General features: G+C 67.0%; 14 protein-coding genes and 1 pseudogene. 9 read left to right on the forward strand and 6 right to left on the reverse strand.

The genetic code is table 11. The features are described 5' to 3' along the window. Positions 1-12 precede the first annotated feature (12 nt). Both lptC and ACW17Z_RS00175 read right to left on the reverse strand, forming a co-directional pair. Entirely contained in the window at positions 13-501 is a 489-nt protein-coding gene (lptC, locus tag ACW17Z_RS00170) for an LPS export ABC transporter periplasmic protein LptC (RefSeq protein ID WP_492057150.1), read from the reverse strand. Positions 502-796: 295 nt separating this feature from the next. After that, complete coding sequence (locus tag ACW17Z_RS00175) at positions 797-1,075, reverse strand: HU family DNA-binding protein (protein WP_492057151.1); 279 nt, start codon at positions 1,073-1,075, stop codon at positions 797-799. 222 nt (positions 1,076-1,297) lie between these two features. Here ACW17Z_RS00175 and ACW17Z_RS00180 point away from each other — a divergent pair, with 222 nt between their 5' ends. Beyond that, positions 1,298-2,965: an MFS transporter gene (locus ACW17Z_RS00180; protein WP_492057152.1), complete on the forward strand. Its 1,668-nt coding sequence runs from the start codon at positions 1,298-1,300 to the stop codon at positions 2,963-2,965. Between the two features lie 10 nt (positions 2,966-2,975). Here the strand turns inward: ACW17Z_RS00180 and ACW17Z_RS00185 are convergent, their stop codons facing one another. Genes ACW17Z_RS00185 through bioF form a run of 3 tightly spaced genes read right to left on the reverse strand, consistent with a single transcriptional unit; the run spans position 2,976 to position 6,202 of the window. After that, on the reverse strand, positions 2,976-4,346 hold the full coding sequence (locus tag ACW17Z_RS00185) for a tetratricopeptide repeat protein (protein ID WP_492057153.1): 1,371 nt from the start codon (positions 4,344-4,346) through the stop codon (positions 2,976-2,978). 9 nt (positions 4,347-4,355) lie between these two features. Then, positions 4,356-5,048: a dethiobiotin synthase gene (bioD, locus tag ACW17Z_RS00190; protein ID WP_492057155.1), complete on the reverse strand. Its 693-nt coding sequence runs from the start codon at positions 5,046-5,048 to the stop codon at positions 4,356-4,358. Beyond that, a complete protein-coding gene (gene bioF / locus ACW17Z_RS00195) occupies positions 5,045-6,202 on the reverse strand; it encodes an 8-amino-7-oxononanoate synthase (protein ID WP_492057156.1) in 1,158 nt (385 codons plus the stop codon). The genes bioD and bioF overlap by 4 nt, the downstream gene beginning before the upstream one ends. Positions 6,203-6,279: 77 nt before the next feature. Here bioF and ACW17Z_RS00200 point away from each other — a divergent pair, with 77 nt between their 5' ends. Both ACW17Z_RS00200 and ACW17Z_RS00205 read left to right on the forward strand, forming a co-directional pair. Next, positions 6,280-7,539 carry an adenosylmethionine--8-amino-7-oxononanoate transaminase gene (locus ACW17Z_RS00200; protein WP_492057158.1) on the forward strand — a complete coding sequence of 420 codons (1,260 nt, stop codon included), beginning with the start codon at positions 6,280-6,282 and terminating at the stop codon, positions 7,537-7,539. After that, positions 7,536-8,475 (forward strand): annotated as a pseudogene (locus ACW17Z_RS00205) (DMT family transporter). Before ACW17Z_RS00200 ends, ACW17Z_RS00205 begins: the two are co-directional and overlap by 4 nt. 81 nt (positions 8,476-8,556) lie before the next feature. Here the strand turns inward: ACW17Z_RS00205 and sodC are convergent. Beyond that, the gene (gene sodC / locus ACW17Z_RS00210; protein ID WP_492057159.1) at positions 8,557-9,105 is read right to left on the reverse strand and encodes a superoxide dismutase[Cu-Zn]; all 549 of its coding nucleotides are present in this window, start codon (positions 9,103-9,105) and stop codon (positions 8,557-8,559) included. A gap of 123 nt (positions 9,106-9,228) precedes the next feature. Between sodC and gyrA the strand changes: the two genes are divergently transcribed. From gyrA to ACW17Z_RS00240, 6 genes are all read left to right on the forward strand, one after another. Then, the gene (gyrA, locus tag ACW17Z_RS00215) at positions 9,229-11,976 is read left to right on the forward strand and encodes a DNA gyrase subunit A (protein WP_492057161.1); all 2,748 of its coding nucleotides are present in this window, start codon (positions 9,229-9,231) and stop codon (positions 11,974-11,976) included. A gap of 33 nt (positions 11,977-12,009) precedes the next feature. Next, a complete protein-coding gene (gene coaD / locus ACW17Z_RS00220; RefSeq protein WP_419321256.1) occupies positions 12,010-12,501 on the forward strand; it encodes a pantetheine-phosphate adenylyltransferase in 492 nt (163 codons plus the stop codon). Between the two features lie 110 nt (positions 12,502-12,611). Further along, complete coding sequence (locus ACW17Z_RS00225; protein ID WP_492057162.1) at positions 12,612-13,457, forward strand: peptidylprolyl isomerase; 846 nt, start codon at positions 12,612-12,614, stop codon at positions 13,455-13,457. Beyond that, the gene (locus ACW17Z_RS00230; RefSeq protein WP_492057163.1) at positions 13,454-14,320 is read left to right on the forward strand and encodes a peptidylprolyl isomerase; all 867 of its coding nucleotides are present in this window, start codon (positions 13,454-13,456) and stop codon (positions 14,318-14,320) included. Before ACW17Z_RS00225 ends, ACW17Z_RS00230 begins: the two co-directional genes overlap by 4 nt. Positions 14,321-14,410: 90 nt before the next feature. Further along, complete coding sequence (locus ACW17Z_RS00235; RefSeq protein WP_419321259.1) at positions 14,411-14,878, forward strand: peptidylprolyl isomerase; 468 nt, start codon at positions 14,411-14,413, stop codon at positions 14,876-14,878. A gap of 238 nt (positions 14,879-15,116) precedes the next feature. Beyond that, positions 15,117-16,496 carry an SPFH domain-containing protein gene (locus ACW17Z_RS00240; RefSeq protein WP_492057164.1) on the forward strand — a complete coding sequence of 460 codons (1,380 nt, stop codon included), beginning with the start codon at positions 15,117-15,119 and terminating at the stop codon, positions 16,494-16,496. The last annotated feature ends 16 nt before the right edge of the window (positions 16,497-16,512 follow it).

A 16,512-nucleotide genomic window follows, 5' to 3' on the forward strand; every position in this document is an offset into this window, starting at 1 on the left:
TCGCCGGCCCGATCAATTGCCGGGATTGAGGCGCGAGCGCACCCGACCCTTGAAGATCACCCGGTCGCCCTTGTCGGTCACCGAATAGCTGTCGGCCTGCACCTGATTGCCCGAGGCCGCGCCGCGCACGGCGGAGTCGCCCATCACCTCGCCGGTGCGCGTATCGATCACGGCTTTTTCGGTCTTGAACGCGTAGCCGTCGCCATTCTGGATCTGGACGTCGCCCGTCAGCAGAAGGGCGCCCCCGGACTCGTCGTAATTGCCCAGCCTTGCCACGATCTGGGTGGGATTGTCCGAGCCGTAGCCGCGCGTCAGCTTCGGGGATTCCAGGGCGACCTTGTTGGGGTCGACCTTGTCGCGTATCGCGGCGGTGGCGACGATCAGAAACGCGCGCCCGTCCTTCATGGAGCCCGTAAAGCGCGGATTTTCCATCCGCAACGGCGCACCAGCGACGACACTCGACGCCTTGGTTTCGGCAGCGTGGATGGCGGCCTGCGTCAAGATGGCCCCGCTGACCATCACTGCCACAGCAGGCAAGACAAGGCGCAGAGCGCTGACCGACTTGCGGCGGCGAGGGCGAATCTTGCGCCTCGTGACGAGGACTGAGGACGGAGCAAACGAGGTCATGACAGCCGGTACGCAAAGCGTTGAGCTATCGGCTTAATCCCGTCAGAGCCGACTCCCAAGAGATATTCGACGGGTTCTCAGCCGCGCCATTCGGCAGGCCAGAGCCAGAAGGCATGAAGACAACGACCGGCCCGCCTCTGGCGAGCCGGTCGTCTCAAATCCCAGAGGATCAGCCGTTGACGGCGTCCTTGAGTTGCTTGGCAGGCGTGAAGGCGACCTTCTTGGAGGCCGCAATCTCGATCGCCGCGCCCGTGGCCGGGTTGCGGCCGGTGCGGGCCGGCTTGGCCTGGACCTTGAACTTGCCAAAGCTCGGGATCGAAACTTCTTCGCCCTTAACGGCGGCTTCGGTCACGGCCTTGAACACGCCGTCGATGATCGCCTTGGCTTGAGCCTTGGTCAGCTTGTCGTCAGCGGCGACTGCGGCGTCGACCAGATCGGAAACGTTCATTTTGATAGCTCATCCAATGTGGAATCAAGGAGCGTCGAGCCTGACGAACCGGGAAGGATTTGTCACGTCATCCCAGCAAATACGGGCATTTCTGCGTCACGAAAGGCAAGGTTCACCTCCCCGGGCCTGTAAAACTCTGACAACATGCCGAGATCTGCGGGTCTGAGCGTGGTGACGCTCAACTCATGCCATGGTAGCGATAACAGAAATTGGGGGATACGCATGGCGGACGCCGGGCATACGGGCGCGAAGGACGGCGTTGTCGTCGGTCGCAAGGACGGACTGGTCATCGGCGCCGCCTCGGTCGGCACGGTTTTCGAGTGGTACGACTTCTACCTGTACGGTTCGCTGGCCACCTATATCACCCACCATTTCTTCTCCGGTGTGAACGAGACGACGGGCTATATCTTCGCGTTGCTGGCCTTTGCGGCCGGGTTTGCGGTGCGCCCTTTCGGGGCCCTGGTCTTTGGTCGCCTGGGCGATCTGTGGGGCCGCAAGAACACCTTCCTGGTCACCATGCTGCTGATGGGCCTGTCCACCTTCGTGGTCGGCTTGCTGCCCAGCTATGAGCAGATCGGCATCATCGCCCCCATCGCCCTGGTGCTGATGCGCCTGTTGCAGGGTCTGGCCCTGGGCGGCGAATATGGCGGGGCGGCGACCTATGTCGCCGAGCATGCGCCGGCCAATCGGCGCGGGCTCTATACCAGCTTCATCCAGATCACCGCGACGTTTGGCCTGTTCCTCAGCCTGATCGTCATCCTGGCGACTCGCAACGTGATCGGCGAGGACGCCTTCAAGGACTATGGCTGGCGCATTCCGTTCCTGATCTCGGTGCTGCTGCTGGGCGTATCGCTGTGGATCCGCCTGCAGCTTTCCGAAAGCCCGTCGTTCCAGAAGATGATCGACGAGGGCAAGGGCTCCAAGAAGCCCCTGGCGGACAGCTTTGGCAAATGGGGCAACCTGAAGATTGTGATCCTGGCGCTGGTGGGCCTGACCGCCGGCCAGGCCGTGGTCTGGTACACCGGCCAGTTCTATGCGCTGTTTTTCCTGGAGAAGATGCTCAAGGTCGATGGCGGCCTGACCAACATGCTGGTGGCGATCTCGCTGCTGATCGGCACCCCGTTCTTTGTGCTGTTTGGCTGGCTGTCGGACAAGATCGGTCGCAAGTGGATCATCATGGTCGGCTGCATCCTGGCCTGCCTGACCTATTTTCCGCTGTTCAAGACCCTGACCGTCGCCGCCAATCCGCGTCTGGCCGCCGCCGTCGCGACCTCGCCGGTGACCGTGTTCGCTGACCCGGCCGATTGCTCGTTCCAGTTCGATCCGATCGGCAAGACGGTGTTCAACACCTCCTGCGACCTGGCCAAATCCTATCTGGCCAAGGCCGGCGTCACCTATACGAACGCAGCGGCTCCCGCCGGGACCGTGGCGCAGGTCAGGATCGGCGAGACCGTCCTGCCGTCCTTCGCGGGCGACACGCTGGACAAGGCGGCGTTCAAGGACCGCAAGAAGGCCTGGGAGGCCCAGCTTGGGGCGGCGCTCAAGACGGCAGGCTATCCCGCCAAGGCCGACAGCGCCCTGGTCAACAAGCCGCTGGTGGTCGGGATCCTGACCCTGCTGGTGATCTATGTGACCATGGTCTACGGGCCGATCGCGGCGATGCTGGTCGAGATGTTCCCGACCAATATCCGCTACACCTCGATGAGCCTGCCCTATCACATCGGCAATGGCTGGTTCGGCGGCTTCCTGCCGACCACCGCCTTCGCCATGGTCGCGGCCACCGGCAATATCTATTACGGCCTCTGGTATCCGATCGTGGTGGCGGGGGTGACGGCCGTGATCGGCATCCTGTTCCTCAAGGAAACCAAGGACGTGGATATCGAGGCCTAGGGTCGCGAGACTAGAGGCCCGCGCGGCGGCCCGCCACGCGTTCGCGGGCCACAGCGGCCTGAGCCGGCAGGTCGAGGCGCTCATACAGGTCCGCAAGCGCCTGGTTGACGGGCAGGCCGTCGGGATCGAAGCCGCGGCGCAACTCCAGCATCTGCTGGGCTTCGGACAGGCGGTCGGACCGGATCAGGGCGTCCAGGATGATCTGGTCGAAGAGATCGCGCTGCGCGTGGCTGCCACCCACTTCGGCCAGACGGGGCAGGGCCGCGCGCAGGCCTCGCAGGGCGGCCGGATAGTCGCCGCGCGCATGGGCGACCAGACCTTCGGCGGCGGGCAGGGCGACGTCACGCCAGGTGGCGCGAACGAAGTCGGGGGCCTCGACGGCCGCCCGCCGGATCGCCGCCAGAAGCTGGTCCGCCTCGGGCCGACCGGCGCGGGCCAGGCCGAACAGATATTGTAGCGACAGGAAAGGCTGCACGATGTCATCGGCGCGGGCGGCGAGATGGTCGGCCAGATCGCTCCAGCGCGGTCCGACATCGACGCCGGCCAGCTCCAGCCGGGCCAGCAGGGAGACCGCCCCGACCTGATCCTGTGAATAGTCCCTGGACTGGGTCCAGCAGTGCTCATCATAGGCCGCCAGCGCCGCCTCGAACCGGCCCTGGCTGACATAGAATAGCGCCAGGTGCCACCACAGGTGGGTGTCCATGAACGAGTTCAGGTCGGTCCAGGTGTCGCGCACACCCTCCAGGAAGGCGACGCCCTCGTCGATGCGGCCCTGGGTCAGCATGACATGGGCCAGGGCATGTTGGGCCCAGGGCTCCTTGCGCTGCAGGGACAGGGCATGGCGGGCGGCGGCCTCGGCCTCGTCCAGCAGGTGGCACTGCTCGTAGGCGAAGGCCAGCATGCCGTGCAGGTGGGAGATGTCGGCGGCGGCGGGCAGGCAGCGACTGGCCGCGCGCAGCATGGCGGGAAAGTCGCCGCGATTGAAGTCGTGGTACTGCCGCAGCTTAAGCATCAGCAGATCGCGCGGCCAGGCCTCGAGAATGGCGTCGGCGATCGACAGCGCGCCGGGGATGTCGTCGGCCGACCAGGCCGCGACGAAGGCCACGATCTGGCGCTCCCGTTCATGGGCGCCGTCGAGGGTTGTCTGGGCGCGCGCCAGATAGGGCGCCGCGCGGGCCGCGGCGTCCGGCGCTTCGAGCAGCAGCCAAAGGACGGCGGCATAGGCGTTGAGCAGCGGCTCGCCGGGCGTGGCGTCGGCGGCCGCCAGGATGTTGGCGGCGCGGGTCTCGTAGGCCAGGAAGCCGGCGATGAAATCGTCCACCGCCGCCCGGGCGGCGTCACTGGCGGCGGAGACAGGGTTGCCGAGATAGTCTGTGCGCATGGCGCCACCCTAGTGGACCTTGGCGGCCTCGTCTTTGGTCGCCTGAGGGAAGATCAGGTCGGCGAGCTCGGTCGCGCTCCAGCTTGCGTCGCGCGCGGCCAGGACCAGCGGCGTACGGGTCTCGAAGCCCCGCAACATCTGGCCGGTCTGGCCCAGATCGGGCGCGGCGAGGCTTTCGCTCATGACTAGGGCGGCCACGCTCAGGCCTCGGGCCCGGATCACCTCCAGCGCCGTCAGCACGTGGCTGACCGTGCCCAGATAGGACCCCGCGACCAGCAGGACCGGCAGGTTCAGCGCGACCATCAGGTCCAGATTGGTGGCCGTGTCGGTCAGGGGCGACATCACTCCGCCGGCGCCCTCGATCAGCAGCAGATCGCGGTCGGGTCGCGCCAGGCGGTCCCTGCAGTCGCCGACCAGATCATCCAGGCGCAGGACATCGCCCTCCAGAGCTGCGGCCAGGTTGGGGGCCAGTGGGGCGCGATAGCGGCGGGGCGAGATGCGGTGCAGGGCGCCCGGCTCGTCCAGCGCCTGGGCCAGGCGGCCGGGATCGCTGACATCCGGATCGTCTGGATCAAACCCGCTGACCACCGGCTTGAAGGCGTCGATGCTCAGGCCTCGCAGGCGGAGGGCGCGGATCAGGGCGCAGGCGACATGGGTCTTGCCGATGTCGGTGCCGGTCCCGGCGACGAACAGGCTTTTCATGCGGCAGGGCCCCGGCGGATGTCGGCGATCAGATCCGCCAGTCGCATCACGTCGGCGTCCGAATGGGCGGCGCTGAAGGCGATCCGCAGCCGCGCCGTGCCCTCGGGCACGGTGGGCGGCCGGATGGCGACGACCAGATAGCCCTCGGCCTCGAGCTTCGCAGAAGCGGCCAGCGCCGCTGTGGCCGAGCCGATCACGACGGGGACGATCGGGCTTTGGGCAGGCGGCAGGCCCAGGGCCTCGGTGAAGGCGCGGGCCTTGGCCAGGGGCAGGGCGGTCAGGGCCGGCTGGGTCTCGATGATGTCCAGCGAGGCCAGGGCGGCGGCGGCGCAGGCGGGCGGCAGGCCGGTGGCGTAGACCAGCGTGCGGGCCCGGGTCTTCAGCAGGTCGATCACGGCCTGGGACCCGCACAGATAGCCGCCATAAGAGCCCAGCGCCTTGGACAGGGTGCCCATCTGCAGCGGGATCTCGGCGCCGGGGAACAGCGCCGCCGAGCCTCGGCCCTCGGCCAGCACGCCCACGCCGTGGGCGTCGTCGGACAACAGCCAGGCGTCATGCGCGTTGCAGAGGGTCGAGAGCTGGTCCAGCGGCGCGATGTCGCCGTCCATCGAGAACACGCCGTCGGTGGCGACCAGGGCGTGGCGTGTGGCGGCGCGTTCCGCCTTCAACAGGCGTTCCAGATCGGCGGTGTCATTATGCCTGAAGGCGATCGTGCGGGCGCCGGACAGCTTGGCGCCGGCCCAGATGCAGGCATGGGCCAGTTCGTCGATCAGGATCAGGTCGCCCGGCCCGACGACGGTGGGAATCACGCCCATGTTCGCCAAATAGCCCGAGCCGAACACGCAGGCCGCCTCGGTGCCCTTCAGCCGCGCCAGGCGCTTTTCCAGATCTCCCAGCAGCGGATGATCGCCGGTGACCAGACGCGAGGCCGCCGCGCCGGCCCCATAGTTCAGCGCCGCTTCGGCCGCCGCCGCCCGCACAGCCGGGTGGTGCGAGAGGTTGAGATAGTCGTTGCAGGAAAACGAAATCAGCCGCCGGCCGTCCCGTTCCACGACCGCGCCGTCCAGCCGGCGGGTCGGCTTCAGACGGCGACGCAGGCTCTGGGCGTCGAGGGCGGTCAGCTTGTCGCCAGCGAAGGCGTCGAGGCTCTGCATGCTGTTTCCCGTTTGCGAAGGCAGGGCGCAGGGCATAGGCAAGGCGCCCTCCAGACGCAACGAAGGATCGCCCCGCCATGACCCCCGACTGGATGAGCGCCGGCGCGGCCCACGTCTGGCGGCCCTATTGCCAGATGAAGACCGCCCGGCCGCCGTTGCCGGTGGTCGCCACGCGGGGCTCGCGGCTGGTGCTGGCCGATGGCCGGGAGCTGGTCGATGGCCTGGCCTCCTGGTGGACCGCCTGCCACGGCTACAATCATCCGCATATCGCCCAGGCCCTGCGCGACCAGATCGAGCGGATGCCGCATGTGATGTTTGGCGGCCTGGCCCACGAGCCGGCCTATCGCCTGGCCCGGCGGCTGGCCGACCTGCTGCCGGGCGACCTGAACCATGCCTTCTTCGCCGAGTCGGGCTCGGTGGCGGTCGAGATCGCCATGAAGATGGCCCTGCAGTTCCACATCAATCGCGGGAATACCGGCCGCACGCGGTTCCTGTCGTTTCGGGGCGGCTATCACGGCGACACCCTGGCGACCATGACGGTCTGCGATCCGGAGGAGGGCATGCACAGCCTGTTTTCGGGTGTGATGCCGGCCCAGGTGATCGCTGACCTTCCTCGCGACGCGGAGGGCGAGGCGGCGCTGGACGCCCTGTTGCAGGAACGGGGCGGGGAGATCGCCGCCATCCTGGTCGAGCCCCTGGTCCAGGGCGCGGGGGGCATGCTGCTGCATCGTCCCGACACCCTGCGAGCCCTGAGGCGCCTGGCCGACACCCACGGGGTGCTGTTGATCTTCGACGAGATCTTCACCGGCTTTGGCCGCACGGGATCGATGTTCGCCATGCAGGCGGCCGGGATCGAGCCCGACATCGTCACCCTGTCCAAGGCCCTGACCGGCGGAACATTGCCGTTGTCGGCGGCGGTCGCCAGCACCCGGGTGTTCGAGGCCTTCCTGTCGGATGATCCCGAAGCCGCCCTGATGCACGGCCCGACCTATATGGCCAATCCGCTGGCCTGCGCGGCGGCCAACGCCTCGCTGGACCTGTTCGAGGATGGCGCCTGGCGAGCCGATGTGGCGCGGGTCTCGGCCGCCCTGGCCGAAGGGCTTGAGCCCTGCCGGGCCGCGCCGGGCGTCGTCGATGTGCGGGTGCTGGGGGCGATCGGCGTGGTCGAATTCGACGCGCCGGTTGCGGTCGGCGATCTGTGCGCCCGGTTCGCGGAAGAGGGCGTCTGGATCCGGCCAATGGGCAAGGTCATCTATCTGACCCCGTCCTTCACGACGCCCGATGCCGACCTGGCCTTGCTGACCCGGGCGGTGCGCCGCGTCATCGGGGCCGATTGACCTTCAGGGGCGCGTCTGGTCCAAGCGGCCATGTCCTCCAATTCGCCCCTGTCTGGTCTGGAACGCCTCGCCATTCTGGCGATCATCCTGACCTGGGGCGTGAACAACGCCGCCGCCAAGGTGGCGACCGAGCACCTGCCGCCGATGATGGTGGGCGGCCTGCGGTTTGGCCTGGCCCTGATCTTCCTGATCCCGTTCATCCGGCCGCCGTTTCCCGAGCCCAAGAAGCTGCTGGGCATCATCCTGCTGTCGGGGCCCATCCATTTTGGCCTGATCTACGTGGCCTTCGGCATGGGCCAGTCGCTGAGCCCGCTGGTCGTGGCCAGCCAGCTGTGGATTCCGTTCACGGCCGTCGCGGCCTGGCGGATGCTGGGCGAGACCATGCGCCTGCCCGCCGTGATCGGCCTGTTGATCGCCTTCGTCGGCGTGGCCTGGATGAGCCTGGACCCGCACGGGGCCGGGGATCTTCCGGCCGTGGCCCTGGTCATTGCAGCCTGCGCCTGCTGGGCGGTGGCGACGGTGCTGGTGAGGATGACCCCGGGGGTGAAGCCGCTGAAGGTTCAGGGGCTGACGGCCATCGTCGCCGCCCCGACCCTGATCGCCATGTCCTTTACGTTCGAGTCCAACGTGGTCGAGCGGGTGATGGCCGCCCCGGCGATCGCCTGGGCCTGCGTAGCCTTCGCGGGCATTGTCTCGACCATTGGGGCCAGCGCGCTGCTGTTCTGGCTGGTCCAGCGCCGCGAGGCGGGGCGCGTGACGCCCTATTTCCTGCTGACGCCTCTGGTGTCGTGCACGATCGGCATCCTGTTCCTGGGCGACCGGCTGACCCCGCAACTGCTGATCGGCGGCGCGGCGACCCTGGCCGGCGTGGCCCTGGTGGCCCTGACCGAGAAGCGGGCGGCCAAGCCCGAGGCCATGACTGCCGAGACGGTCTAGAGGCGCGAGCCACAGGCCCCGTCCCGACCGCGAAGCCGGTCAGGACGGAGATCGCGGCGTTGCCGCTCCTAAGCGACGAGCCTATTTCACCACGCCGCAGGCCACTCGGGCGCCTGCGCCGCCGATCGGCTGGCTGTTGTGGTCGTCGGGGTTGGCGTGGACGACGATGGCCGAGCCGTCGGCGTCGAGCAGGGCCGGGCGGCCGCCGGCGCCCTTCAGCGAGACCAGCGGCGAATAGAGCTCGGCCATGGCTGAACCGTCAGCGCCGGCATGGATGTTGGGCAGGTCGCCATTGTCGTTGCCGGCGGGATTGAGCAGGCCGTGGATCACGGCGGCGGTGGTGTGGACGTGGGCGCCCGCCGACTTGAAGTCTGGCGTGCCGCAGTCACCCTTCTCGTGGAAGTGCACGCCGTGCCAGCCGGGCGTCAGGCCTTTGAGCTCCAGACGCAGCAGCACGCCGTGCGGCGCTTCCGTGAGGGTTGCCGTTCCGAGGTCCTTGCCATCACCGGCCTTGACGGCGGCGGTTGCGGTCTGGGCCCCCGCGGCCGGGGTGGCGGTCTGGGCGGAGACAGCGCCGGGGGCGGCGAGGAGGAGGGTGGCGAAGGTGGCGGCGGCAACGGCGGAACGCATGGGAAATCCTTCAAAAACAAGCGGACGGGGGAGGCTGCTGTCCTGGAAAGGTGGCGCCGCCCTTGGGGGAATGCTAACAGTTAAAGACAGTTCCGTGTTCGATTCTGACGGCGAAAAATCCCCTTGAGCGACGATCAAATCACTACCCCTCCCGAAGGGCCGCGAGGGGATATCGCCCCGATCTTCATCGAGGACGAACTGCGTCGCTCGTATCTCGACTACGCGATGAGCGTGATCGTCAGCCGCGCCCTGCCGGACGCGCGCGATGGTCTCAAGCCCGTTCACCGTCGCGTGCTGTTTTCGATGCACGAACAAGGACATACGCCCGATCGCTCCTATGTGAAGTCGGCCCGCGTGGTCGGTGACGTGATGGGTAAGTATCACCCGCACGGCGACGCCTCGATCTATTTCACCCTGGTCCGGATGACCCAGCCCTTCTCGATGGGGCTGATCCTGATCGACGGCCAGGGCAATTTCGGTTCGGTCGACGGCGATATGCCGGCCGCCATGCGCTACACCGAGTGCCGGATGGCGCCCCCGGCGCTGGCGCTGCTGGCCGACCTCGACAAGGACACGGTCGACTTCCAGGACAATTATGACGGCAAGGAACAGGAACCGACGGTCCTGCCGTCACGGATTCCCAACCTGCTGGTCAATGGCGCGGGCGGCATCGCCGTCGGCATGGCGACCAACATCCCGCCGCACAATCTGGGCGAAATCATCGACGCCTGTCTGGCCATGATCGATGACCCCGAGGTCAGCGCCGAGACCCTGCTGGACATCGTGCCCGGTCCCGACTTCCCGACCGGCGGCGAGATCATCGGCCGCAGCGGTCCGCGCCAGGCCCTGCTGACCGGCCGCGGCTCGGTGATCATGCGCGGCATCGCCTCGGTGGAAGAGATCCGCCAGGGCCGAGAAGCCATCATCATCACCGCGATCCCGTATCAGGTGAACAAGGCCAATCTGGTCGAGTACATAGCCGAACTGGTCCGCGACAAGCGGATCGAGGGCGTCAGCGACATCCGCGACGAGTCCAACCGCGACGGCATGCGCATCGTGGTCGAGCTGAAGCGCGACGCCTCGGGCGACGTGATCCTCAACCAGCTGTACCGTTTCACGGCGCTGCAAAGCTCGTTCGGCGTCAATATGCTGGCGCTGAACCGCAAGCGCCCCGAGCAGATGGGCCTGTACCAGCTGATCGATATCTTCGTGAAGTTCCGCGAAGAGGTTGTCGTCCGGCGCACAAAGTTCGAGCTGGGCAAGGCGCGCGATCGTGGCCACGTGCTGGTGGGTCTGACCATCGCCGTCGCCAATATCGACGAATTCATCCACATCATCCGCTCGTCCAAGGATCCGGCCGAGGCGCGCGAGCGCCTGGTGGCCAAGGCCTGGCCGGCCGGCGACATGATGCCCCTGGTCGAGCTGATCGCCGACCCGCGCAGCCTGCACGAAGAGGGCGGTCTGATCCGTCTGACCGACGAGCAGGCCCGCGCCATCCTGGCCCTGACCCTGTCGCGTCTGACCGGCCTGGGCCGCGAGGAAATCGGCAACGAGGCGCAAGCCCTGGCCGAAGCCATCCGCGGCTATCTGGACCTGCTGTCGGACCGCGCCAACATCATGGCCGTGGTCCGCGAGGAGCTGGTCGAGGTGCGCGAGAAATTCGCCGTGCCGCGCCGCTGTCAGATCGTCGACGGCGACGCCGACGTGGAAGATGAAGACCTGATCGTCCGCGAGGAAATGGTCATCACCGTGACCATGGGCGGCTATGTGAAGCGCACGCCGCTGGCCAATTACCGCACCCAGCACCGGGGCGGCAAAGGCAAGTCGGGCATGGCCACCAAGACCGAAGACGCGGTCACCCGCGTGTTCTCGGCCTCGACCCACGCGCCGCTGCTGTTCTTCACCTCGGGCGGCAAGGTCTACAAGCTCAAGGTCTGGAGGCTGCCGCTGGGCGCCGCCAATTCGCGCGGCAAGGCGTTCGTCAATCTGCTGCCGATCGAGCCGGGCGAGACCATCACCTCGATCCTGACCCTGCCCGAGGACGAAAGCACCTGGGACCGCCTGGACGTGATGTTCGCCACCCGCTCGGGCAGCGTGCGTCGCAACAAGCTGTCGGACTTCGTCGACGTGCGCCGCAACGGCAAGATCGCCATGAAGCTCGATGACGGCGACGGCATTATCGGCGTCGGCGTCTGCGGGACCGAGAACGACATCCTGCTGACCACGGCCGTCGGCCGCTGCATCCGCTTCTCGGCCGACGAGGTCCGCGTCTTCGCCAGCCGTGATTCGACCGGCGTGCGCGGCGTGAAGCTCGCCGAGGGCGACCAAGTGATCAATATGGCCATCCTGCGCGGCGTCGACGCCACGCCGGCCGAGCGCGCCGCCTATCTGAAACATGCCCGCGCCATGTTGCGCGCGGCCGGCGAGGAGGGCGACGACGCCCCGGCGCCGGAAGAGTCCGACGAGGACGTTGGCGAGGCCAGCCTGACGCCGGAACGCATCGCCCAGCTGGGCGCGGCCGAGGAGTTCATCCTCACCGTCTCGTCTGAAGGCTTCGGCAAGCGCACCAGCGCCTATGATTATCGCCGCACGGGCCGGGGCGGTCAGGGGCTTACGGCCCAGGATCTCTCCAAGCGCGGCGGCCGCCTGGCGGCCTCGTTCCCGGTCGAGGACAGCGACGAAATCCTGCTGGTGACAGACGCCGGACAGTTGATACGGTGCCCCGTCTCGCAAATTCGTGTTGCAGCGCGGAATACTCAGGGCGTAACCGTGTTCCGCACCGCGAAGGACGAACATGTCGTGAGCGTGGAGCGGCTGGCTGACGCCGGCGGCGGCGACGACGATCAGGGCGAATCAAGCGGGGCGGACTAGACCCCGTAGAGCGCCGATAACGCAGGGGGTTGCATGAGGGTCGGGCTTTATCCCGGAACGTTTGATCCGGTCACCAACGGCCATCTCGATATCATCGGTCGGGCCGTGAAGCTGGTCGACAAGCTGGTGATCGGCGTGGCGGTGAATATCGGCAAGGGGCCGCTGTTCTCGCTGGAAGAGCGGGTGGCAATCCTTGAGCGGGAAACCGCGCACCTCAACAAGCTGGCGGTGATCGAGGTCAGGCCCTTCGACAGTCTGCTGATGCACTTCGCGCGCGAGGTCGGGGCTCAGATGATCGTGCGCGGCCTGCGGGCCGTGGCCGACTTCGAGTACGAATTCCAGATGACCGCCATGAACCAGCAGCTGGATCGCGAGATCGAGACGGTGTTCCTGATGGCCGATCCCCGGCACCAGGCCATCGCCTCGCGGCTGGTCAAGGAGATCGCGGCCCTGGGCGGCGACATCTCCAAGTTCGTGCCCGCCGGGGTGGGCGAGCAACTGGTCGCCAAGCTGCGCAAGACCTGAATCAGCGGGTTTGCCGTGAAGCTGTCGAAATCATAGGCTTCAACACGGCGGACTTGTCGCGGGGGCGTCGTCGTTCTACGCCCCGTCTGCCTTTCTGTTCGGGGATTTCCATGAAGCTTGCGTATTCCGTCGCCGCTCTGGCGCTGCTGGCCACGACCGCTGTCGCGCACACGGCGTCGGCCCAGACGCCGCCCGCTCAGTTTGGCGACTGGCGCACGCCCGATCCCCAGAACGTGCTGGTCATCGAGACCAACAAGGGCCGGATCATCGCCGAGCTCAGCCCGCAGGCCGCTCCGGCGCATGTGGCGCGCATTCGCGAGCTGACCCAGGCCGGCTTCTATGACGGCCTGACCTTCTTCCGCGTCATCGACAGCTTCATGGCCCAGACGGGAGATCCCGACAACACCGGCGCGGGCGGTTCGGACAAGCCCGACATGACGGCCGAGTTCACCTTCCGCCGTGGCGCCGACACGCCCCTGGCCGCGCCGGGCAAGGTCGGCAGCAACGAGACCGGGTTCGTCGGCGCCCTGCCGGTGACCAGCCAGCCGGCCGCCCTGGCGGTGATGACCGCCGACCGCAAGGTGGCGACCTGGGGCAATTTCTGTCCGGGCGTTCTGGGCATGGCCCGGGCCAACAATCCCGACAGCGCCAACAGCCAGTTCTTCTTCATGCGGCAGTACTATGCCTCGCTGGACAAGACCTACACCGCCTTTGGCCGGGCCCTGTCAGGCCTGGACGTGATCCGCGCGATCAAGGTCGGCGAGCCGGCGCCCGATCCGCAGGACAGGATGATCAGCGTCCGGCTGCTGGCCGATCTGCCGGCCGACAAGCGCCCCTCGGTGCAGGTCATGGACACCCGCGGCCCCGCCTTCGCCGCCCTGGCCGCCAAGCGCCGGGCCGAGATGGGAGCCAGCTTCAGCAATTGCGACGTCGAAATCCCGGTGCAGATCAAATGAAACCATCCGCCGTTGTCGTCCTGGGCCTGAGCCTGGCCCTGCTGGCCAGTCCGGCGCTGTCCGCTGCCAGGTCCAAGGGCAAGGCGCGAGGCGTCGCCCCGCCCGTGGCGGCCGATTGGCGGGTCCCCGACCCCGACAACGTCATGGTGATCGACACCAACAAGGGCCGGGTGGTCGTCGAACTGACCCCCGAGGTCGCGCCCGGCCACGTGACCCGGATGCGCGAACTGACCCGGGCCGGGGTCTATGACGGCCGCACCTTTTTCCGGGTCATCGACCGGTTCATGGCCCAGACCGGTGACCCGAAGGACAATGGCGAAGGCAATACCGACAAGCCCAACCTGAAGGCCGAGTTCACCTTCCGGCGGACGGCTGCGACGCCCTTTACGCCGGCCGCCGCGCCGTCAGGGCTGCAGGTGGGACTGCTGGGTTCGCTGCCGGTGTTCAGCCAGCACTGGAGCTGGAACGAGGTCACGGCCGACGGCAATGTCTCGGCCTGGGGCACCTATTGCCCCGGCGTGGTGGGCATGGCCCGCGACGACGACAACAATTCGGCCAACAGCCAGTTCTTCCTGATGCGCCAGCCTTATCCGTCGCTCGACAAGCGCTACACCGCCTTTGGCCGGGTGATCAGCGGACTGGAGACCATCCGCGCCATCAAGACCGGCGAGCCGGTGGCCGCGCCTCAGGACCGCATGGAGAAGGTGCGGATGCTGTCAGACATTCCCGAGAAGGAGCGTCCCAGGGTGCGGGTGATCAACACCCAGGGCGCGTGGTTTGCGGGCGAGATTCGCCGCCAGCGCGCGATCAAGGGCGCGGACTTCTCGGTCTGTGATCTGAAGATCCCGGTCGATATCCGCTAGTCTCTCACCCTTTTGGGGCGCGTGGCGGTTCACAGCGGGGGGAAAAGCGCGCTAGAAGCGCCTTCACCATTTCGCACCCAAGGGATGACCATGTCGGCCGACCTCGAAAACACCCTGATCCTCACGCTGGAAAGCGGCCCGGTCACCATCCAGATGCGCCCCGACCTGGCCCCCGGCCACGTCGACCGCATCAAGGAACTGGTCCGCGAGGGCTTTTATGACGGCGTTGTCTTCCACCGCGTGATCCCGGGCTTCATGGCCCAGGGCGGCGATCCGTCGGGCACCGGCCGCGGCGGCAGCGACAAGCCGGACATCAAGGCCGAGTTCTCCAAGGAAGCCCACGTGCGCGGCGTCTGCTCGATGGCCCGCACCCCCGATCCCAACTCGGCCAACAGCCAGTTCTTCATCTGCCTGGACGACGCCACCTTCCTTGACGGCCAGTACACCGTCTGGGGTCAGGTCTCCGAGGGCATGGACCACGTCGACGCCCTGCCCAAGGGCGAGCCCCCGCGCACGCCGGGCAAGATCGTCAGCGCCAAGATCGCCGCCGACGCCTGATCGGGCTTCTGCTGAAGACGAAGACGGCCCCGGAGCGATCCAGGGCCGTTTTTGTTGGGGCTTGGCCGGGTCCGAAACCGGCGTCGGAGCCGCAGACCGCTCACGACCCCACCCTGCCATTTGCGATGTTCGCCTTGGGCGCCAGTCGCCGATCCGGCGGGTGCGCAGCCTCTCGCAATAGTTGCGCCACCCGGACTTTATCGACATAGTTCGGTCAGTATCGGGGGATCACATGAACATGTATTTCGTCGCCGGCGGCGTAGCGCTCGGCGTCTTCGCCATTGGATTCCTGATCGCGCTTGTTCTGCGCCGTGTGGTCCCAACCAACGAAGTTCACATCGTCCAGCGCGGGCGGTCTCGCGTCAGCTACGGCGCCAGTCAGTCGGCCGGAAACGTCTACTACGAGTGGCCCGCCTTCCTGCCCAGGATCGGTGTCCTGGTGACCAAGTTCCCGGTCTCCATATTCGACGTGAACCTGAAAGACTACGAAGCCTACGACACCGGGCGCCTCCCGTTTCGGGTGGACGTGCAGGCGTTCATGCGGATCGCAAAGTCGGACACGGCGGCGGAAAAGGTCGCCAATTTCGACGAACTGCAACATCAGCTGTCTGGCATCCTTCAGGGCGCCGTCCGGAACGTGCTGGCCACCCACAAGCTCGAAGACATCCTCGAAGCCCGATCAACCCTGGCCGAGGCCTTTACCGCCCAGGTGGACAAGCAGCTGCTGGCTTGGGGCGTCGAGACGGTCAAGAACATCGAGTTCATGGACATCCGCGACAGCGCCAATTCGCAGGTCATCGCCAACATCATGGCGAAGGAAAAATCCCGCATTGACCGCGAGAGCCGTGAGGCCGTGGCGATGAACAGCCAGTTTGCCCAGACCAAGGAGATCGAGGCCCAACGGATCGTCGAGGTGAACAAGCAGGACGCTCTGCAGCAGGTCGGAATGCGGACGGCCGAGCAGGAAAAGCAGGTCGGCATCGCCAAGCAGGTCGCCGAGCAGGAAGTTCTGGTCGCCCAGAAGGACACCACCGAACGTGAGATGGATGTGAAGCGGGTCGCCGATACGCGCTCCGCCGACATCGCTAAGGGGGTCGCGGAAGTTCAGGCCGCCCAGGAGCGCGAGGTCATGATCATCCGGGCGGAGGGGCAGCGCCGACAGCAGGTCATCGCCGCGGAGGCTGAACGTCAACGGCTGGAGCTGGTCGCGCAAGGAACGCTGGCGCAGCAGAAGCTCGACGCCGAAGGCTTGCTGGCGCAGGGCCAGAGCCGCGCCGAAGCCGAGCGGCTCCTGCTTCTGGCGCCGGTCTCGACGCAGATCGAGCTCGCCAGGGAGATCGGCGGCAACGACGGCTACCAGACCTACCTGGTGCGCGTTGAGCAAATCAAAGCCGGGCAGGCCGTGGGTGTCGCCCAGGCTGAGGCCCTGAGCGCCGCCGACATCAAGGTGATCGTGACCGGCGGCGACGTGCCCGGGGGCATGAGCAGCATCACCGATGTGTTCAGCGCGAGGGGCGGCCAAGCCTTCGGAGCGATGCTGGAGGGGCTGGCTCAGACAGACGCAGGCAAGGCCGTGGTGGAGCGGGCAACGAAGGGCGCTGCAAAGCCCAAAGAGTAACGTCGTAGAGGTCCGT

Source organism: Caulobacter sp. GSs2 (assembly GCF_058680895.1).